Raw genomic sequence first — 16,483 nt, 5'->3', positions numbered from 1 at the left:
CCGCGGGAACCATGGTCCTCGACGGTCAGGCCGGCCGGCCGGGCTGGTTGGAGACGTCCGGTGCACGAATCGTCGCGAGCGGGGCCGGCCCGCCGCCCCGGCCGGCGGACCGGGAATTCCCGGATTGCGTTGTGGTTCCGGGCTTTGTCGACATGCACGTGCACGGCGGGGGCGGGGCCTCCTACACCGACCCCGACGGCATCGCCGCGACGGCCGAGTTTCATCTGCGGCACGGCACCACCACCACACTCGCCAGTCTGGTCACCACCTCGCCGGCGGAGTTGATCGCGGGCGTGCGGGCGCTGGCTTGCCAGCAGGGCGCGGTCGCGGGCATCCATCTGGAGGGGCCGTGGCTGAGCCGGGCGCGCTGCGGAGCCCACGATCCTGCCCGGATGCGTGACCCGGATCCCGCCGAGATCGACGCCGTGCTGGCCGCGGGCGGCGGCGCGATCCGGATGGTCACCCTGGCGCCCGAATTGCCGGGAGCCGAGGAGGCGATCCGGCGTTTTCTGGCCGCGGGTGTCGTTGTGGCCGTGGGGCATACCGACGCGACCTACGAGCAGGCAAGGCGGGCAATCGATCTCGGCGCCACGGTCGGCACCCATCTGTTCAACGCGATGCCGCCGCTGCACCACCGCGAGCCGGGGCCCGCGCTCGCGTTGCTGCAGGACCCGCGGGTGACCGTCGAACTCATCGCCGACGGCGTGCACGTGCACCCGGAGGTGGTGCGCGCGGTCGTCGCCGCCGCGGGACCCGACCGCGTCGCGGTGGTCACCGACGCGATCGCCGCGGCCGGCTGCGCCGACGGCGCGTTTCGGCTCGGCGCGGTGCCGATCGATGTCGCAGCCGGCGTGGCGCGGGTGCGCGGAACGTCGACGATCGCCGGCAGCACCGCCACCATGGACCGGCTGTTCCGCACAGTCGCCGGGGTCGCGGGCTTGGCCGCCGCGGTGCGGATGACGGCGACGACGCCGGCGCGGGCCCTCGGGCTCGAAGGCGTGGGCGCGCTGCGGGAGGGCTTCGACGCCAACCTCGTTGTGCTCGACCGCGATCTGCGCGTGGCTGCGGTCATGGCCCGGGGCGACTGGCTGGCCGACGGGTAGCCCGGCGCGCCTGTCACATATCGCGCCGGCGCCTCGTCATACCTGTGAACCGCCATCGACCACGGAGGGTCACCATGAATACGTTGCTATGGACGCTGCAGGTCTTGCTCGCCGCGATCTTCCTCGCCTCGGGGCTGGCGAAGATCAGCATGCCCAGGGATCGGCTTCTCGCGACGGGACAAACAGGCATCGCACCGTTTCCCATGCCGGTGGTGCGAGCCACCGCGTTCTGTGAACTGTTGGGCGCCATCGGGATTGTGCTGCCGCGGGTGGTGGGCGTCGCCGAGTTCTTCGTCCCGGCCGCCGCAGGCGGACTCGCGATCGTCATGGTCGGGGCCATGGCCTCGCACGCGCACCTGCGCGAGCCCCGTAGCGTCGCGGTGAACGTGGCGATCTTCGTCACCGCCGTCACGGTGGCCGTGGGCAGGGCGGTCGAGCTGTGAACGCGCACCCGTTCCGCGCCGCCGTCGAGTCCGGCGAACTCGGTGACATCGGTCGCCTGTTCGCCGACGACGCGGTGCTCAACAGCCCCATCGCGCACCGGCCCTACCGCGGTCCCGGCACCATCGCGGCCGTCATCGGCGCCGTCGGTGAGGTACTGGACGGCTTCCGGTTCGAAAAGGAGCTGCCCGGCGGCCCCGATCACGTGCTGCTTTTCGGCGCCACCGTGGACGGGATGCGGATCCAGGGCTGCGACTTCGTGCATACGCGCGACGACGGCCTGATCGACGAGATCACGGTCATGGTGCGCCCGCTGAAGGCGGCCATCGTGTTCGCCGAGAAGGTGCGCGCGGCGCTGGAGGCTGTAGGCTAGCGCAGCCAGCGGGCCAGCCGGGAAAACACCAGCGCCCCAACGGCTCCCAGGCCCACCGCGGTCATCGCCTGACGGGTGCTGAGACCCTCGTCGAGCTGCACCCGCGGCGCGATGATCGCCGGTGGCGGAGGCTGCACGGGCGTGGTGCGCGGGTCATCGGAGGCGGTGGCCGCCCAGGCGGCGGCGAACAGGACCAGAAACGCCGTGATGTAGGCGAACACCATGAGCCCCAGCACCGGACCGAAGGTGGCACCCGCGGGGCTGCGCAGCACCGTCCGCAAGTACAACGATGCCACCTGTTTGAACACCTCGAAGCCGACCGCCGCGAGCAGCCCGGCCCGCATCGAGTCGGCGAAGTCGACCTTCTCGCGCGGCAGCCGCGCGATCATCCAGGTGAACAGCATCCAGGACACCAGCAGCGAGATCAGGATCGAGATCAGCCGGAACAGCCAGTCGAACACCGAGAACTCGGGTATTCCAAGCCATCTCAGCACGGCGCCCATCGGGGCGGCGTGGCCGAGGGTGCTCAGCACCACGCTCGCCAGGGCCACCAGGAACGTCCCCACCATCGCCGCCAGGTCGGAAAGCTTGTCGCGCACAAAGCCCGGCGACTCGATGCGCTGATCCCACCACATCTCGGTCACCGCCGCGCGCAGGTGCGAGATCCAGCCGAGGCCGGCCCAGGCCGCGGTCACCAGGCCGATGACACCGACCGAGGTCCGCGCGTCGATCGCCGAGTTCATCAGGTCGACGAGTTGTTGCGACAAAGCGCCCGTCACCGCGGATCGGATGTGCGCGTCGATCGTGGCCAGCAACTCGGGGCGGCGCGACAGCAAAAATCCGAACGCCGCGAAACCCACCATCAGCAACGGAAATAGCGCAAAGATCGTGTAGTAGGACAGGCCCGCGGCGTAGAAGCCGCCGTTGCGATCGCCGAAGCGCCGGTAGGCGCGCAGCACGTGATCGATCCACCCGAACCGGGCCCGCAGCCGGTCAATCAGCCCCGGCTTGGTCGGCTCGGTCATGGTCAAACCTATTCGGCTAGCGGAAGAAACCCTAACCGATCGTAAACCCGCCGAACGGTTTTGCCCGCCACCTCCTCGGCGCGCTGCGCCCCGGCCGCGAGCACCGACTCCAATTCCGTGCGATCGGCCATCAATTCGTCGACGCGTGCCTTGATCGGCCCGACGAACTCGACGACGGCCTCGGCGGTGTCCTTCTTCAAGTCGCCGTAGCCGCGCCCCGCGTAGCCCTCGACGAGCGTCTCGATGCCGACCCCGGTGACCGCCGACTGGATGGTCAGCAGGTTCGACACGCCGGCCTTGGCCGCTGTGTCGTAACGGATCTCGCGCTCGCTGTCGGTCACCGCGGAGCGAATTTTCTTGGCCGACAACGCCGGATCGTCGAGCAGGTTGATCAGACCGGCATCGCTGGCCGCCGATTTGCTCATCTTCGACGTCGGATCCTGCAGGTCGTAGATCTTGGCGGTGACCTTGGGGATGAGCACGTCGGGAACCACGAAGGTGTCGGGGAAGCGGGCGTTGAACCGCTGCGCGATGTCGCGCGCCAGCTCGAGATGCTGGCGCTGGTCCTCCCCCACGGGCACCAGGTCGCTGTCGTAGGCCAGCACGTCGGCGGCCTGCAGGACGGGATAGGTGAAAAGGCCCACCGTGGTCGAGTCGCTGCCGTGGCGCGTGGACTTGTCCTTGAACTGCGTCATGCGCGACGCCTGCCCGAACCCGGTGAAGCAACCCAGCACCCACGCCAGCTGGGCATGGGCGGGCACGTGGCTCTGCACGAACACGGTGCTGCGGGCGGGGTCGATGCCCAGCGCCAGGTACTGGGCGGCGGTGATCAGGGTGCGGCGGCGCAGGGCGTCGGGATCCTGCGGAATGGTGATGGCGTGCAGGTCGACGACGCAGAAGAACGGGTCGTGGTCGTCCTGCAGGCCGACCCACTGCGTGATCGCACCCAACGCGTTGCCGAGGTGAAGCGAGTCGGACGTGGGCTGCACGCCGGAGAAGATCCGGCTGGATCCGGTAGCGGTGCTCATGATGCCGTCGATCTTTTCACGACGGGCACAGGGCGCCTCGACCACCGGTCATCCCTTTGTTGCGGTACCGGCGGTACCGCCTTTACTGTCGGCACTATGACGTCTCGAGCCCCCATCCACCTCGGCTCCGGGGAACCCGTGTTGTTCCTGCACCCCTTCCTGCTGTCCCAGACGGTATGGGAGGACGTGGCGCAGCGGGTGGCCGACACCGGTCGCTATGAGGTGTTCGCCCCGACCATGGCCGGCCACAACGGCGGGCCGTACGCCGGCACCTGGCTGTTGAGCTCGGCGGTCCTGGCCGACCGCATCGAGGGTCAGATGGACGAGCTCGGCTGGAAGACCGCCCACATCGTCGGCAACTCGCTGGGCGGCTGGGTCGCGTTCGAACTCGAGCGGCGCGGGCGCGCCCGCAGCGTCACCGGCATCGCGCCAGCCGGCGGGTGGACGCGGTTCAGCCCGGTGAAGTTCGAGGTGATCGGCAAGTTCATCTCGGGGCTGCCGATCCTGCTGCTGACCCGCCTGCTCGGCCAGCGGGTGCTGCGGCTGCCGTTCAGCCGCCGGCTGGCGACCCTGCCGCTCAGCGCGTCGCCGGATGGGGTGAGCGAGCGGAAGCTGTCCGGCATCGTCGACGACGCCGCGCATTGCCCGGCCTATTTCCAGCTGCTGGTCAAGGCGTTGCTGCTGCCGGGGTTGCTCGAGTTGGCCGACACCGCCGTGCCCGCCCACCTCGTGCTGTGCGAAAAGGACCGGGTGGTGCCGCCGCAGCGGTTCAGCCGGCACTTCACCGACTTTTTGCCCAAGGACACGAGGGTGACCCGGCTCGACGGCGTCGGCCACGTGCCGATGCTGGAGGCGCCCGATCGCATCGCCGACGTCGTCACCGACTTCCTCGACGAGTGCACCAAAGGTGACGGGCGCCGCGAGGAATCAGCCGGCTAAGGCCTTGTCGAGGTTCTCGGCGATGGAGTTGAGGAACTCCTCGCTCTGCTGCCACTCCTGATCGGGACCGATCAGGATGGCGAGGTCCTTGGTCATCTTGCCGCCCTCGACGGTGGAGATGACGACCTCCTCCAGCTTCTGGGCGAAGTCGCTGACCTCGGGTGTGTCATCCAGCTTGCCGCGGTGCTGCAGCCCGCGCGTCCAGGCGAAGATCGATGCGATCGGGTTGGTGGAGGTCGGCTTGCCGGCCTGGTACTGCCGGAAGTGGCGGGTGACGGTGCCGTGCGCGGCCTCGGCCTCCACCGTCTTGCCGTCGGCCGTCATCAGCACCGACGTCATCAGCCCCAACGATCCGTAGCCCTGCGCGACGGTGTCGGACTGCACGTCGCCGTCGTAGTTTTTGCAGGCCCACACGTAGCCGCCCTCCCACTTGAGGCAGGCGGCCACCATGTCGTCGATGAGCCGGTGCTCGTAGGTCAGGCCCTCGGCCTCGAACTGCTCCTTGAACTCCTCGTCGTAGATGCGCTGGAACTCGTCTTTGAACATGCCGTCGTAGGCCTTGAGGATGGTGTTCTTGGTGGACAGATACACCGGCCATTTGGCGTTCAGGCCGTAGGTGAACGACGCCCGCGCGAAGTCCTGGATGGATTGCTTGAAGTTGTACATCCCCATCACGACGCCGCCGTCCTCGGGGATGGTCACCATCTCGTGCACCATCGGCTCGCTGCCGTCGGCGGGGGTGAACGTCAGCGAGACGGTACCCGGCTTGTCGACTTTGAAATTCGTCGCCCGGTACTGGTCACCAAAGGCGTGACGGCCGATGACAATCGGTTTGGTCCAGCCCGGAACCAGGCGCGGCACATTCGAAATCACGATCGGTTCGCGGAAGATGGTGCCGCCCAGGATGTTCCGAATGGTCCCGTTCGGCGACAGCCACATCTTCTTCAAGTTGAATTCGGAGACGCGGGCCTCGTCGGGGGTGATGGTGGCGCATTTGACGCCCACGCCGTGCCTTTTGATGGCGTAGGCCGCGTCGATCGTCACCTGGTCGTCGGTGCGGTCGCGGTGCTCCATCCCCAGGTCGTAGTACTCCAGGTTGATGTCGAGATGGGGCAGGATGAGCATGTCCTTGATGAGCTTCCAGATGACGCGGGTCATCTCGTCGCCGTCGAGCTCGACTACCGGGCCCTTGACCTTGATCTTGGATTCGCCTGCCATATCGAGTTCGACTTTCTCTCGCGGCCCTTAACCTTGCGAAGCTGCCAGCGCTTCGTTGAACGTCTTGCTCGGCCGCATCACTGCAGTCGTCTTCTCGGTGTCCGGGCGATAGTAGCCGCCGATGTCGACCGCCTCGCCCTGCTCCTCCGCGAGTTCGGCCACGATCTTGTCCTCGTTGCGGCTCAATTCGTCGGCCAGCGAGGCGAAGTGCTCGCGCAACTCTTCGTCGTCGGATTGCGCGGCGAGTTGCTCGGCCCAGTACAACGCCAGGTAGAACTGGCTGCCGCGATTGTCGAGTTCGCCGGTCTTGCGTGACGGACTCTTGTTGTTCTCCAACAACTTTCCGATCGCCGCATCCAGTGTCTTGCCCAAAAGCTCGGCGCGCTCGTTGTCGGTCTTGACACCGATGTCTTCGAAACACGCTCCCAGCGCCAGGAACTCACCGAGGGAATCCCAGCGCAGGTGATTTTCCTCGACGAGCTGGTGGACGTGCTTCGGTGCCGAACCGCCCGCTCCCGTCTCGTACATCGCGCCGCCGGACAACAGCGGGACGATGGACAGCATCTTGGCGCTGGTGCCGAGCTCCAGGATCGGGAACAGGTCGGTGAGGTAGTCGCGCAGGATGTTTCCGGTCGCGGCGATGGTGTCCTGTCCGCGCATCGCGCGCTCCAGCGTGTACCGCATGGCCCATACCTGCGGCATGATCTGGATTTGGAGGCCCTCGGTGTCGTGCTCCTTCAGGTACGCCTTGACCTTCTTGCGCAGTTCGACCTCGTGCGGGCGTTCGGTGTCGAGCCAGAACACCACCGTCATGCCCGAGTTGCGCGCCCGGGTGACGGCCAGCTTGACCCAGTCCCGGATCGCCTCGTCGGTGACGATCGGCATCCGCCAGATGTCGCCTTCTTCCACGTTCTGACTGAGCAGGACCTCCCCGGTCTCGAGGTCGACGATGTTGGCGACACCGTCCTCGGGGATCTCGAATGTCTTGTCGTGCGAGCCGTATTCCTCGGCCTGCTGGGCCATCAGGCCCACGTTGGGCACCGTGCCCATCGTCGTCGGGTCGAACTGCCCGTGGGTTTTGCAGAAGTTGATGATCTCCTGGTAGATGCGGGCGAAGGTCGACTCGGGGTTGACGGCCTTGGTGTCCTTCTGCCGCCCGTCGGCGCCCCACATCTTGCCGCCGGCGCGGATCATCGCCGGCATCGACGCATCCACGATCACGTCGCTGGGCGAATGGAAGTTGGTGATGCCCTTGGCCGAATCGACCATCGCGAGCTCGGGACGGTGTTCGTGGCAGGCGTGCAGGTCGCGGATGATCTCCTCGTGCAGGGAGGCGGGCAGCGACTCGATCTTGTCGTAGAGATCGACCAATCCGTTGTTGACGTTGACGCCGAGTTCGTCGAACAGCTCCTGGTGCTTGGCGAACGCATCCTTGTAGAAAATCTTCACGGCGTGGCCGAAGACGATGGGATGGGAGACCTTCATCATGGTCGCCTTGACGTGGAGCGAGAACATCACGCCGGTCTCGTAGGCGTCCTGCATCTGCTCCTCGTAGAACTCGCAGAGTGCCTTCTTGCTCATGAACATGCTGTCGATGACGTCGCCGTCGCGCAGCTCGACCTTGTCCTTGAGCTCGAGGGTCTGACCGCTTTGGGTTTCCAGCACCATCTTCACGCTGCGCGCGCGATCCAGCGTCATCGACTTCTCCCCGTGGTAAAAGTCGCCGTGCCGCATGGTCGCGACGTGGGTGCGCGCCGCCGGCGAAAACTCCCCCATGCTGTGCGGGTGCTTGCGCGCGTACTCCTTGACGGCCTTGGGCGCGCGCCGGTCGGAGTTGCCCTCACGCAGTACCGGGTTGACCGCGCTGCCAAGGCATTTGGCATAGCGCTCCCGAATTGCCTTGTCCTCGTCGGTCTTCGGATTCTGCGGAAAGTCCGGAACCTTGAAGCCCTTCCCTTGCAGCTCCTTGATCGCGGCGACCAGCTGGGGCACCGAGGCGCTGATGTTCGGCAGCTTGATGATGTTGGTGTCGGGCCGCTTCGTCAGCGCGCCCAGTTCCGCCAGGGCGTCCGGCACCCGCTGCTCTTCGGTCAGGTGATCGGGGAACTCCGCCAGGATCCGGGCGGCCAGCGAGATGTCACCCGTCTCGATCTTGAGGCCCGCCGGCTCGGCGAAGGCCCGCACGATCGGCAGGAACGCGTAGGTCGCCAGCAGCGGCGCCTCGTCGGTCAACGTGTAGATGACGGTCGGCTGTTCGGCGCACACGGTCCATCTCTCCTGGCGTCATTGATCGGATATCGATGGGGCTCAGCGTTCTGGCTGCCACGTTATCAAGGGTGTTTGGACAGGCGTCGACCGCAGGCCAGCGCGCTGAACTGCGGCACCGGTGGCCGCCGGACCATAGGAGTTGGCTCGAGTTGGCGGGGACTCGCCGCTATGAGATAGGCTTCACATCGGTCATGAGTGCCAGCGCTAAGCCCCGGCTTGCTGGCCGGCAACCCTCCAACCGCGGTGGGGTGCCCCGGGTGAAAGACCAGGTCTAGTAGCCACAGGCTGCGCGGCAAGCGCGGGTCCGCCATAACGGACCCCTGACTAGAGGGGAAACGTGATGTGCACTCATCAAGCTCATTTGCGGCGCTTCGTGTGCCGTCGCTAGGTCGACGGCGCACTTCCCGATGCCAGTTCATGCCCTTCCGAGAAGAAAGCACCGCCGCACGTGAGCTCTAGAGACAGCGAGACAGATACCGCCGACCCCACCGCGCATTGGTCGTTCGAGACCAAGCAGGTGCACGCCGGCCAGCAGGCCGACCCGACCACCCACGCCCGCGCCCTGCCGATCTACCAGACCACCTCGTACACCTTCGACGACACTGCGCACGCCGCGGCGCTGTTCGGGCTCGAGGTTCCGGGCAACATCTACACCCGGATCGGCAACCCGACCACCGACGTCGTCGAGCAGCGGGTCGCCGCGCTCGAGGGCGGCGTCGCCGCGCTGTTTCTCAGCTCCGGGCAGGCGGCTGAGACATTCGCCATATTGAACCTCGCATGTGCCGGCGATCACATCGTGTCCAGCCCGCGGCTCTACGGCGGCACGTACAACCTGTTCCACTATTCGCTGGCCAAGCTCGGCATCGAGGTCAGCTTCGTCGCCAATCCCGACGACCTCGACTCGTGGCAGGCCGCGGTCCGGCCCAACACCAAGGCGTTCTTCGCCGAGACCATCTCCAACCCGCAGATCGACGTGCTGGACACGCCCGGGGTCGCCGGGGTGGCCCACGCCAGCGGGGTGCCGCTGATCGTCGACAACACCATCGCCACTCCGTACCTGATCCAGCCGTTCACGCAGGGCGCCGACATCGTGGTGCACTCGGCCACCAAGTACCTGGGCGGGCACGGCTCCGCGATCGCGGGCGTCATCGTCGACGGCGGCACCTTCGACTGGACGCAGGGCCGCTTCCCCGGGTTCACCACGCCCGACCCCAGCTACCACGGCGTGGTGTACGCCGAGCTGGGCCCGCCGGCGTATGCGCTCAAGGCGCGCGTGCAACTGCTGCGCGACCTCGGGTCGGCCGCCGCGCCGTTCAACGCGTTCCTGGTGGCCCAGGGCCTGGAAACGCTGAGCCTGCGCATGGAGCGCCACGTCGCCAACGCCCAGCGGGTCGCCGAGTTTCTGGCCGGCCATGACGGGGTGGTGTCGGTGAACTATGCGGGGCTGCCCGGCTCGCCGTGGTACGAACGCGGAAAGAAGCTGGCGCCCAAGGGAACCGGGGCCGTGCTGGCGTTCGAGCTGGCCGGCGGCGTCGAGGCCGGCAAGGCGTTCGTCAACGCCCTCAAGCTGCACAGCCACGTCGCCAACATCGGCGACGTGCGCTCGCTGGTGATTCACCCGGCGTCGACCACGCATGCCCAGCTGAGCCCCGAGGAGCAGCTGAGCACCGGCGTCAGCCCCGGGCTGGTGCGGCTGGCCGTCGGCATCGAGGGCATCGACGACATCCTGGCCGACCTGGAGCTCGGGTTTGCCGCGGCCCGGAAGTTCAGCGGTGAGTCACACACCGTGGCGGCGGTCTGAAGAGTCTGACATGACGATCTCCGACGTTGGAACCCAGACGCTGCCCGCCGAAGGCGAAGTCGGGTATGTCCACATCGGCTCGCTGCGGCTGGAAAGCGGTGAGGTGATTGACGACGTCTGCATCGCCGTCCAGCGCTGGGGCGAGCTGTCGCCCACACGCGACAACGTAGTGGTGGTGCTGCACGCGCTGACCGGCGATTCCCACATCACCGGGCCCGCCGGCCCCGGACACCCCACGCCCGGCTGGTGGGACGGCGTGGCCGGGCCGGGCGCGCCGATCGACACCGACCGCTGGTGCGCGGTGGCCACCAACGTGCTGGGTGGCTGCCGCGGATCCACCGGCCCCAGCTCGCTCGCGCGCGACGGAAAGCCTTGGGGCTCACGGTTTCCGCTGATTTCGGTGCGCGACCAGGTGGCCGCCGACATCACCGCGCTGGCCGCTCTGGGCATCGACCAGGTGGCCGCCGTGGTCGGCGGATCCATGGGCGGCGCAAGGGCTTTGGAGTGGATCGTCGGTCACCCGGAGCGGGTGCGTGCCGGGCTGCTGCTGGCCGTCGGGGCGCGCGCGACCGGAGACCAGATCGGCACCCAGACCACGCAGATCGCGGCCATCAAGGCCGACCCCGACTGGCAGGGCGGCGATTACCACGAGACGGGCCGGGCGCCGGCCGCCGGGTTGACGATCGCGCGGCGCTTCGCGCACCTGACCTATCGCGGCGAGGCGGAGCTGGACACCCGGTTCGCCAACGACAGCCAGGGCGGCGAGGACCCGGGCCCCCCATTCGGAGGCGGCCGCTACGCCGTGCAGAGCTACCTGGAACACCAGGGCGACAAGCTGCTGGCCCGCTTCGACGCCGGCAGCTACGTCATCCTGACCGAGGCGCTGAACAGCCACGACGTCGGCCGCGGCCGGGGCGGGGTCGAAGCGGCCCTGCGCGGGTGCCCGGTGCCGGTGGTGGTCGGCGGCATCACCTCCGACCGGCTCTACCCGCTGCGCCTGCAACAGGAGCTGGCCGAGCTCCTGCCGGGTTGCGCCGAACTCCATGTGGTCGAGTCGATCTGCGGGCACGACGGGTTCCTGGTGGAATCCGAGGCCGTCGGCGAGTTGATCCGCAAGACGCTCGACCTGGCCGACCCGCGATGACCCGGGCCGGCCAGGACCGCTCGCTGTCGTTCGGCTCTGCGGCCGCGGCCTACGAGCGCGGCCGCCCCTCCTATCCGCCCGAGGCGATCGACTGGCTGCTGCCGAGCGGGGCCCGCCAGGTGCTCGACCTCGGCGCCGGCACCGGCAAGCTGACCACTCGGCTGGTGGAGCGCGGCCTGGACGTGGTGGCCGTCGACCCGATCCCCGACATGCTCGAAGTACTGCGCAGCTCGCTGCCGGAAACGCGTGCCCTGCTGGGCACGGCCGAAGAAATTCCGTTGGAGGACAACAGCGTTGACGCGGTGCTGGTCGCCCAGGCGTGGCACTGGGTCAATCCCGAGCGGGCGATCCCCGAGGTGGCCCGGGTGCTGCGGCCCGGCGGGCGGCTCGGGCTGGTGTGGAACACCCGCGACGAGCGGCTGGGCTGGGTGCGCGAGTTGGGCGAGATCATCGGCTCCGACGGCGACGGCCGCTTCGACGTCAACTTGTCCGAGTCGTTCACCGGGCCGGAGCGTCATCAGCTCGAGTGGACGAATTACCTGACGCCGCAAGCGTTGATCGACCTGGTGGCGTCGCGCAGCTACTGCATTACCTCACCGACCGAGGTGCGCACCAGGACGCTCGAGCAGGTGCGCGAGTTGCTGGCCACCCATCCGGCACTGACGAATTCGGCCGGCCTGGCGCTGCCGTACGTCACCGTGTGCATCCGGGCGGCGCTGACGGGTTAGGGCTAGGGCCGGAGCGCACCGAGGAGCTTGTCGACGTCTGAGTTCGTGTTGTACAGGTGAAACCCGACCCGGGTCGCCCCCGCGCGCACCGATGCCCGGATACCGGCCCGCCGCAGGGCATCTGGGGCGCCATCCACCGAGAATGCCACGATCGCCGACTCGGCAGCGGGCAGCTGCAATTCGGTGCGCAAGCGGTTCGCCAGCCGCAGCGTGTGGGACTCGACGGCGACGCGATCCAGCGACGCCAGCCACGTCAGCGACAGCGCCGCGCCCAGCATGCTGAACCACGCCGGCGACGCGTCGAACCGCCGCGCGTTCTCGGCCAGCCGCATCGGCAGCCCGTACAGCGACGACCACATGTCCGCCCCCGCGTACGGGCTGGCGGTGTGCGGGGTGAGCGTGTCCATCATGCGCTGGCTCAACGACATCCAGGCCACCCCGCGCGGCCCGAGCAGCCACTTGTAACTGGCCGCGACGGCGACGTCGGACCATCCCAGCGTGACGTTCTTCCAGCCCAGGGCCTGGCTCACGTCGAGCACGGTGATGGCGCGCGAATCGGCGACGCTGGCGCGCAGCGACTCAAGGTCCAGCAAGGCGCCGTCGGCGGACTGGACGAGGCTGGCCGCCGCGACGTCGAAATCACCGGCGGAATCCTCGAATTGGCCCGGCGCCAGCTCGGTGACGGTGACACCACGCGCGGCCTGAGCGACGAACGGGAAGGTGACACTGGTGAATTCGCCCTGCAACGCCGCCACCCGGCTGCCGTCGGGGATCGCGGCGGCGACCAGGCCGATCGCCGACGACACGCTGGTCCCCAGCGCCACCCGGTGTTCGTCGGCGCCGATCAGCGACGCGTAGGCCGCTCGGCTGGCACCCATCGGCTCGTCGAACGCGCGGATCTGCAACTCGCCCTCTTCCCACGATCGGATGCAGTCGCGCAGCGCCTCGGCCGCAAACCGCGGCGGCAACCCGAATGTCGGGGTGTCTAGGAATCCTTCGGCGCCGACGAACTCCGCGCCGAACGCTTCGCGGGTCATGCGGCATTTCACCACAAAGGTTGTAGTGCCGTCAGAAAGTCAATCCCGAGAACATGACACGGTCAGGGTCGTACTTCTGGCGCACCGCCGTCAGCTGCGACAGGTTCGAGCCGAAGTACCGCGAGGCCGAGCTGTTGGTCTCCAGGTAGTTGACGTAGCCGCCCACCGAGAACTGCTGCACCGCTTGGTGAGCGGAGCTCAGCCACTGCGCGGCCGCGGGCACCTGGTTGGCGACGGGTTCGACGTACCACTGCAGCAGCGCGGACTGTTTGCGCCACGGGAAGGCCGTGTCCCCCGCCGCGACGTCGGCGACGGCGCCGTCCAGCGGGTCGACGAGCAGCGACGCCTTGCCCGCGGAGGCCGGCCACTGCCCGATCGCCGTCGCGATGGCATGGGCCGCAGCCGAATCGATCGTCGTGAGCACGTCGGACCCGGCCACGAAACCGACGGGCGACGTCGTCGAGCTGCCGCCGGCCAGATACGTCACCAGGTCCATGTGGCTGAGCGTCTTGTTCTGCACCGCGGTGGGCGCCACCCCCACCGCGGACTTGATCGCGTCGACGACACCGGGGCCGGCGCCCGCCGGGCAGGTCGCCAGCACATGGCAGTCCGGCTGGCTGCCGACCGAGAGATTGACGATCCCCCAGGTGTTTCGGCCGGCCGCGCTCAGCCACGACTGCCAGCCGACCAGCACCTGCACCGCCGACGCCGGTGGAAAGTCCAGTCGCACCACATCGCTGTCGGCGGTGGCGAAGGTCGCGAACGTCATCGACGTCGTCACCCCGAAATTGCCGCCGCCCCCTCCGCGCAGCGCCCAGAACAGGTCGGGGTGGTCGTTGGCAGACGCCGTGACCACGTCGCCGCTGGGCAACACCACCGTGGCCGACTGCAGCGCGTCGCACGTCAACCCGGCATGACGGCAATCGGCGCCCACCCCGCCGCCGAGCGACAGGCCACCTATCCCGACGCTGGGGTAGGTGGCGGTGGGAATCGCGCGCCCGGCCCCGGCCAGCGCCTGGTGCGCGGCGTACACCGTGGTCGCCGGCGTCACCGTCGCGTTGCCGCCGCCGTCGACGTTGGCCCCGCCGGGCAGCCCGCGCAGGTCGAGCACCATGGTCCCGTTGGCGGCCGACGCGCCGATGTAGGAATGCCCGCCGCCGCGCGGGGCGACCTTGAGCCCGTTGGCCACCGCGAACGCGACCGCCTTCTGCACGTCCGACTGCGACGACACGGTGATCACCGCCGCCGGATTGGAATTGTTGTACAGCGCATTGAAAACTTGTTTGCCCGTGGCGAATTGGGCGCCGTTGGCCGGCAACAGCACGCTTCCCCCGATCGAGGAGGCCAAGCCGCCCCAGCCGGCGGCCGGGTCGGCGGCCGCGCGCGCACCCCCGAATACCGCTCCGGCGGCGAACATTCCGACGGCGCCGCGAAGAAATGTCTGGCGCGAGATCCCAGAGTCCAGGCTGTGATTCGACGTCATGGGCCGGATTCTGGTCCAATCGGCACCCGAAAATCCGGCCCCGGCGCGAGTGTCGGGTAACAGTGTGGCCTCGATCGCGTGGTCGGCTCCCGATCAGGCGCCGGCGCAATAAACGACGTCGCGGGCGCGGCGGGCCCACAAAACGCTTATTGTGCAAACCTTTACCGCACCGTGTTGTAAATGTGACAGTCATAGATCAGAGTTCACTAACGTGACTCGAGTGCCCTCAGTGCACTCCACGACGGATGGAGATGGCATGAAGGCACTGGCGGCGGGACCTCAGCGGTGGATCTGGTTGTTTCGCCACCAGCCCTTGACCATTCGCCTGCTGGCCGGCGCCGCCGGGCTGCTCACGGTGGCCGCGGCCTTCGCCGCGCCCGCCGAGGCGGACGCGGGGACCGACGACAACTTCATCGACGCGCTCAACCACGCCGGCATCGACTTCGGCGAACCGGGCAACGCGATGTCGGTGGGCCAGTCCATCTGCCCGATGCTCGCGCAGCCGGGCGGGAACTTCGCCGCCGCCGCGGCAAGCGTTACCCACCAGGGCATGTCGCCGCAGATGGCGCAGATGTTCACCACCATCGCCATTCAGATGTACTGCCCGCAGGAAATCGCAAACATCGCCAGCGGAAACCCCACCGCCGGGCTGCCCGGTATCCCCGGCAACCTGGCCGGCGGCCTACCTGCCAACCTCCCGGCCAACCTGCCCGGCGGGCTGAGCCAAATCCCCGGCATGCCAGGGATTTAACGGGTCCCCAACGGATCGATGGTCCACGCGATATAGACCATCGCCGCGGCGACGGCCGCGGTGGTCGCGAAGTCCAGGCCCTTGCCGCGAACGACCAGTAGGCCGGCCCGCTCGTCGGACAACAGCAATCGCAGCAGCGCCGCCACGCCGACCCCGATGCCGATCAGCAGGGCGCCACGGCGCCAGAAGTTGGCCGCCACCAAGACAAACGCCGCGGAGAAGATCAGCTCGACCAACACGATCGGCCACTGGGCCCGCATGATCGCGCGCACCTGTTAGCGCCGTCCCTCGGCCAGCTCGACGACGTTGGTCAGCAGGAACGCGCGGGTAAGCGGGCCGATGCCACCGGGATTCGGTGATACGTGGCCGGCCACCTCCCACACGTCCGGGTGCACATCGCCGGCCAGCTTGCCGTCCACCCGGCTGACACCCACGTCGAGCACGGCGGCGCCGGGTCGCACCATGTCGGCGGTCAGCAGGTGCGGGACGCCGACGGCGGCGACGATGATGTCGGCCTGCCGGGTCAGCGCCGGCAGGTCGCGAGTTGCGGTGTGGCACAACGTGACTGTCGCGTTCTCGGAGCGCCGGGTCAACAGCAGCCCCAGCGGGCGGCCCACCGTCACACCGCGGCCGATGACGACCACGTGCGCGCCGGCGATCTCGACGTCGTAGCGGCGCAACAGGTGCACGATGCCGCGCGGGGTGCACGGCAGCGGCGCCGGGTTGTTGAGCACCAGCCGGCCCAGGTTGGTCGGGTGCAGGCCGTCGGCGTCCTTGGCGGGGTCCACCCGCTGCAACGCCGCGTTCTCGTCCAGCTGCTTCGGCAGCGGCAACTGGACGATGTAGCCGGTGCACTCGGGGTTGGCGTTGAGCTCGTCGATGGTCTCGTCGAGCGTGGCGGGGCTGATGTCGGCGGGCAGGTCGCGACGCAGCGACGTGATGCCGACCTTGGCGCAGTCCGCGTGCTTGCCGCGCACGTAGGCCTGCGAACCCGGGTCGTCGCCGACCAGGATGGTGCCCAGCCCGGGTGTGCGTCCCGCCGCGGTCAGGGCGGCAACCCGCTGCTTGAGGTCGACGAAGATCTCGTCCCGGGTGGCCTTGCCGTCCAGCGTGATTGCTCCCACGCCGACAGTCTGGCACGCTC

General features: G+C 68.3%; 16 protein-coding genes and 1 riboswitch. Of the genes, 8 read left to right on the top strand and 8 right to left on the bottom strand.

Annotated elements, in window-relative coordinates; translation table 11 throughout:
- Positions 1–11 precede the first annotated feature (11 nt).
- The 3 genes from nagA (at position 12) to AC5Y43_RS04025 (ending at position 1,917) form a co-directional block, all read left to right on the top strand.
- Positions 12–1,103 (top strand): N-acetylglucosamine-6-phosphate deacetylase, encoded by a 1,092-nt coding sequence (gene nagA, locus AC5Y43_RS04035; RefSeq protein ID WP_499970396.1) that lies wholly within the window; start codon positions 12–14, stop codon positions 1,101–1,103.
- A 74-nt stretch (positions 1,104–1,177) separates the two neighbouring features.
- On the top strand, positions 1,178–1,546 hold the full coding sequence (locus AC5Y43_RS04030; RefSeq protein WP_499969664.1) for a DoxX family protein: 369 nt from the start codon (positions 1,178–1,180) through the stop codon (positions 1,544–1,546).
- The gene (locus AC5Y43_RS04025) at positions 1,543–1,917 is read left to right on the top strand and encodes a nuclear transport factor 2 family protein (RefSeq protein WP_499969662.1); all 375 of its coding nucleotides are present in this window, start codon (positions 1,543–1,545) and stop codon (positions 1,915–1,917) included. Before AC5Y43_RS04030 ends, AC5Y43_RS04025 begins: the two co-directional genes overlap by 4 nt.
- On the opposite strand, the gene yhjD is transcribed toward AC5Y43_RS04025, so the two are convergent.
- Together yhjD and trpS are read right to left on the bottom strand one after the other, a co-directional pair.
- Entirely contained in the window at positions 1,914–2,942 is a 1,029-nt protein-coding gene (gene yhjD, locus AC5Y43_RS04020; RefSeq protein ID WP_499969660.1) for an inner membrane protein YhjD, read from the bottom strand. The genes AC5Y43_RS04025 and yhjD overlap by 4 nt on opposite strands.
- 8 nt (positions 2,943–2,950) lie before the next feature.
- The gene (trpS, locus tag AC5Y43_RS04015) at positions 2,951–3,970 is read right to left on the bottom strand and encodes a tryptophan--tRNA ligase (protein WP_499969656.1); all 1,020 of its coding nucleotides are present in this window, start codon (positions 3,968–3,970) and stop codon (positions 2,951–2,953) included.
- Positions 3,971–4,111: 141 nt separating this feature from the next.
- On the opposite strand from trpS, the gene ephH reads away from it, so the two are divergent.
- Complete coding sequence (ephH, locus tag AC5Y43_RS04010; RefSeq protein ID WP_499970394.1) at positions 4,112–4,909, top strand: epoxide hydrolase EphH; 798 nt, start codon at positions 4,112–4,114, stop codon at positions 4,907–4,909.
- On the opposite strand, the gene AC5Y43_RS04005 is transcribed toward ephH, so the two are convergent.
- A complete protein-coding gene (locus AC5Y43_RS04005) occupies positions 4,898–6,127 on the bottom strand; it encodes an NADP-dependent isocitrate dehydrogenase (protein ID WP_499969654.1) in 1,230 nt (409 codons plus the stop codon). The two genes, ephH and AC5Y43_RS04005, sit on opposite strands and share 12 nt — an antisense overlap.
- Positions 6,128–6,154: 27 nt before the next feature.
- Entirely contained in the window at positions 6,155–8,392 is a 2,238-nt protein-coding gene (locus AC5Y43_RS04000; protein ID WP_499969651.1) for an NADP-dependent isocitrate dehydrogenase, read from the bottom strand.
- A gap of 190 nt (positions 8,393–8,582) precedes the next feature.
- Positions 8,583–8,700: riboswitch (SAM riboswitch) on the top strand.
- Positions 8,701–8,843: 143 nt separating this feature from the next.
- Here AC5Y43_RS04000 and AC5Y43_RS03995 point away from each other — a divergent pair.
- The 3 genes from AC5Y43_RS03995 to AC5Y43_RS03985 are packed head-to-tail and all read left to right on the top strand — an operon-like array spanning position 8,844 to position 12,068.
- Positions 8,844–10,196, top strand: coding sequence for a bifunctional o-acetylhomoserine/o-acetylserine sulfhydrylase (locus tag AC5Y43_RS03995; RefSeq protein ID WP_499969648.1), 1,353 nt, complete (start codon positions 8,844–8,846; stop codon positions 10,194–10,196).
- Positions 10,197–10,206: 10 nt separating this feature from the next.
- A complete protein-coding gene (gene metX, locus AC5Y43_RS03990; RefSeq protein ID WP_499969646.1) occupies positions 10,207–11,340 on the top strand; it encodes a homoserine O-acetyltransferase MetX in 1,134 nt (377 codons plus the stop codon).
- On the top strand, positions 11,337–12,068 hold the full coding sequence (locus AC5Y43_RS03985) for a class I SAM-dependent methyltransferase (protein WP_499969644.1): 732 nt from the start codon (positions 11,337–11,339) through the stop codon (positions 12,066–12,068). Before metX ends, AC5Y43_RS03985 begins: the two co-directional genes overlap by 4 nt.
- A gap of 2 nt (positions 12,069–12,070) precedes the next feature.
- On the opposite strand, the gene AC5Y43_RS03980 is transcribed toward AC5Y43_RS03985, so the two are convergent.
- Positions 12,071–13,105 carry an aminotransferase class V-fold PLP-dependent enzyme gene (locus tag AC5Y43_RS03980; RefSeq protein WP_499969642.1) on the bottom strand — a complete coding sequence of 345 codons (1,035 nt, stop codon included), beginning with the start codon at positions 13,103–13,105 and terminating at the stop codon, positions 12,071–12,073.
- Positions 13,106–13,136: 31 nt separating this feature from the next.
- Positions 13,137–14,588: an FAD-dependent oxidoreductase gene (locus AC5Y43_RS03975; protein ID WP_499969639.1), complete on the bottom strand. Its 1,452-nt coding sequence runs from the start codon at positions 14,586–14,588 to the stop codon at positions 13,137–13,139.
- A 256-nt stretch (positions 14,589–14,844) separates the two neighbouring features.
- On the opposite strand from AC5Y43_RS03975, the gene AC5Y43_RS03970 reads away from it, so the two are divergent.
- Positions 14,845–15,339, top strand: coding sequence for a DUF732 domain-containing protein (locus tag AC5Y43_RS03970; RefSeq protein ID WP_499969637.1), 495 nt, complete (start codon positions 14,845–14,847; stop codon positions 15,337–15,339).
- Here the strand turns inward: AC5Y43_RS03970 and AC5Y43_RS03965 are convergent.
- Together AC5Y43_RS03965 and AC5Y43_RS03960 are read right to left on the bottom strand one after the other, a co-directional pair.
- Positions 15,336–15,599, bottom strand: a complete 264-nt coding sequence (locus AC5Y43_RS03965) for a DUF3017 domain-containing protein (protein ID WP_499970392.1) — start codon at positions 15,597–15,599, stop codon at positions 15,336–15,338. The two genes, AC5Y43_RS03970 and AC5Y43_RS03965, sit on opposite strands and share 4 nt — an antisense overlap.
- 15 nt (positions 15,600–15,614) lie before the next feature.
- Complete coding sequence (locus AC5Y43_RS03960) at positions 15,615–16,463, bottom strand: bifunctional methylenetetrahydrofolate dehydrogenase/methenyltetrahydrofolate cyclohydrolase (RefSeq protein ID WP_499969635.1); 849 nt, start codon at positions 16,461–16,463, stop codon at positions 15,615–15,617.
- Between the last annotated feature and the right edge of the window lie 20 nt (positions 16,464–16,483).

This window comes from Mycobacterium sp. NGS57 (genome assembly GCF_059812405.1).
Note: the sequence above shows the minus strand (reverse complement) of the source record. Positions and strands in the feature narration are given on the sequence as shown.

Bases quoted from the DNA above. Each gene is read 5' to 3' on its own strand.
- trpS (WP_499969656.1), bottom strand. From the start codon at position 3,970: ATGAGCACCGCTACCGGATCCAGCCGGATCTTCTCCGGCGTGCAGCCC.
- metX (WP_499969646.1), top strand. From the start codon at position 10,207: ATGACGATCTCCGACGTTGGAACCCAGACGCTGCCCGCCGAAGGCGAA.
- AC5Y43_RS03970 (WP_499969637.1), top strand. From the start codon at position 14,845: ATGAAGGCACTGGCGGCGGGACCTCAGCGGTGGATCTGGTTGTTTCGC.
- AC5Y43_RS03975 (WP_499969639.1), bottom strand. From the start codon at position 14,588: ATGACGTCGAATCACAGCCTGGACTCTGGGATCTCGCGCCAGACATTT.
- AC5Y43_RS03980 (WP_499969642.1), bottom strand. From the start codon at position 13,105: ATGACCCGCGAAGCGTTCGGCGCGGAGTTCGTCGGCGCCGAAGGATTC.
- AC5Y43_RS03965 (WP_499970392.1), bottom strand. From the start codon at position 15,599: ATGCGGGCCCAGTGGCCGATCGTGTTGGTCGAGCTGATCTTCTCCGCG.
- AC5Y43_RS04030 (WP_499969664.1), top strand. From the start codon at position 1,178: ATGAATACGTTGCTATGGACGCTGCAGGTCTTGCTCGCCGCGATCTTC.
- yhjD (WP_499969660.1), bottom strand. From the start codon at position 2,942: ATGACCGAGCCGACCAAGCCGGGGCTGATTGACCGGCTGCGGGCCCGG.
- AC5Y43_RS04005 (WP_499969654.1), bottom strand. From the start codon at position 6,127: ATGGCAGGCGAATCCAAGATCAAGGTCAAGGGCCCGGTAGTCGAGCTC.
- AC5Y43_RS03985 (WP_499969644.1), top strand. From the start codon at position 11,337: ATGACCCGGGCCGGCCAGGACCGCTCGCTGTCGTTCGGCTCTGCGGCC.
- nagA (WP_499970396.1), top strand. From the start codon at position 12: ATGGTCCTCGACGGTCAGGCCGGCCGGCCGGGCTGGTTGGAGACGTCC.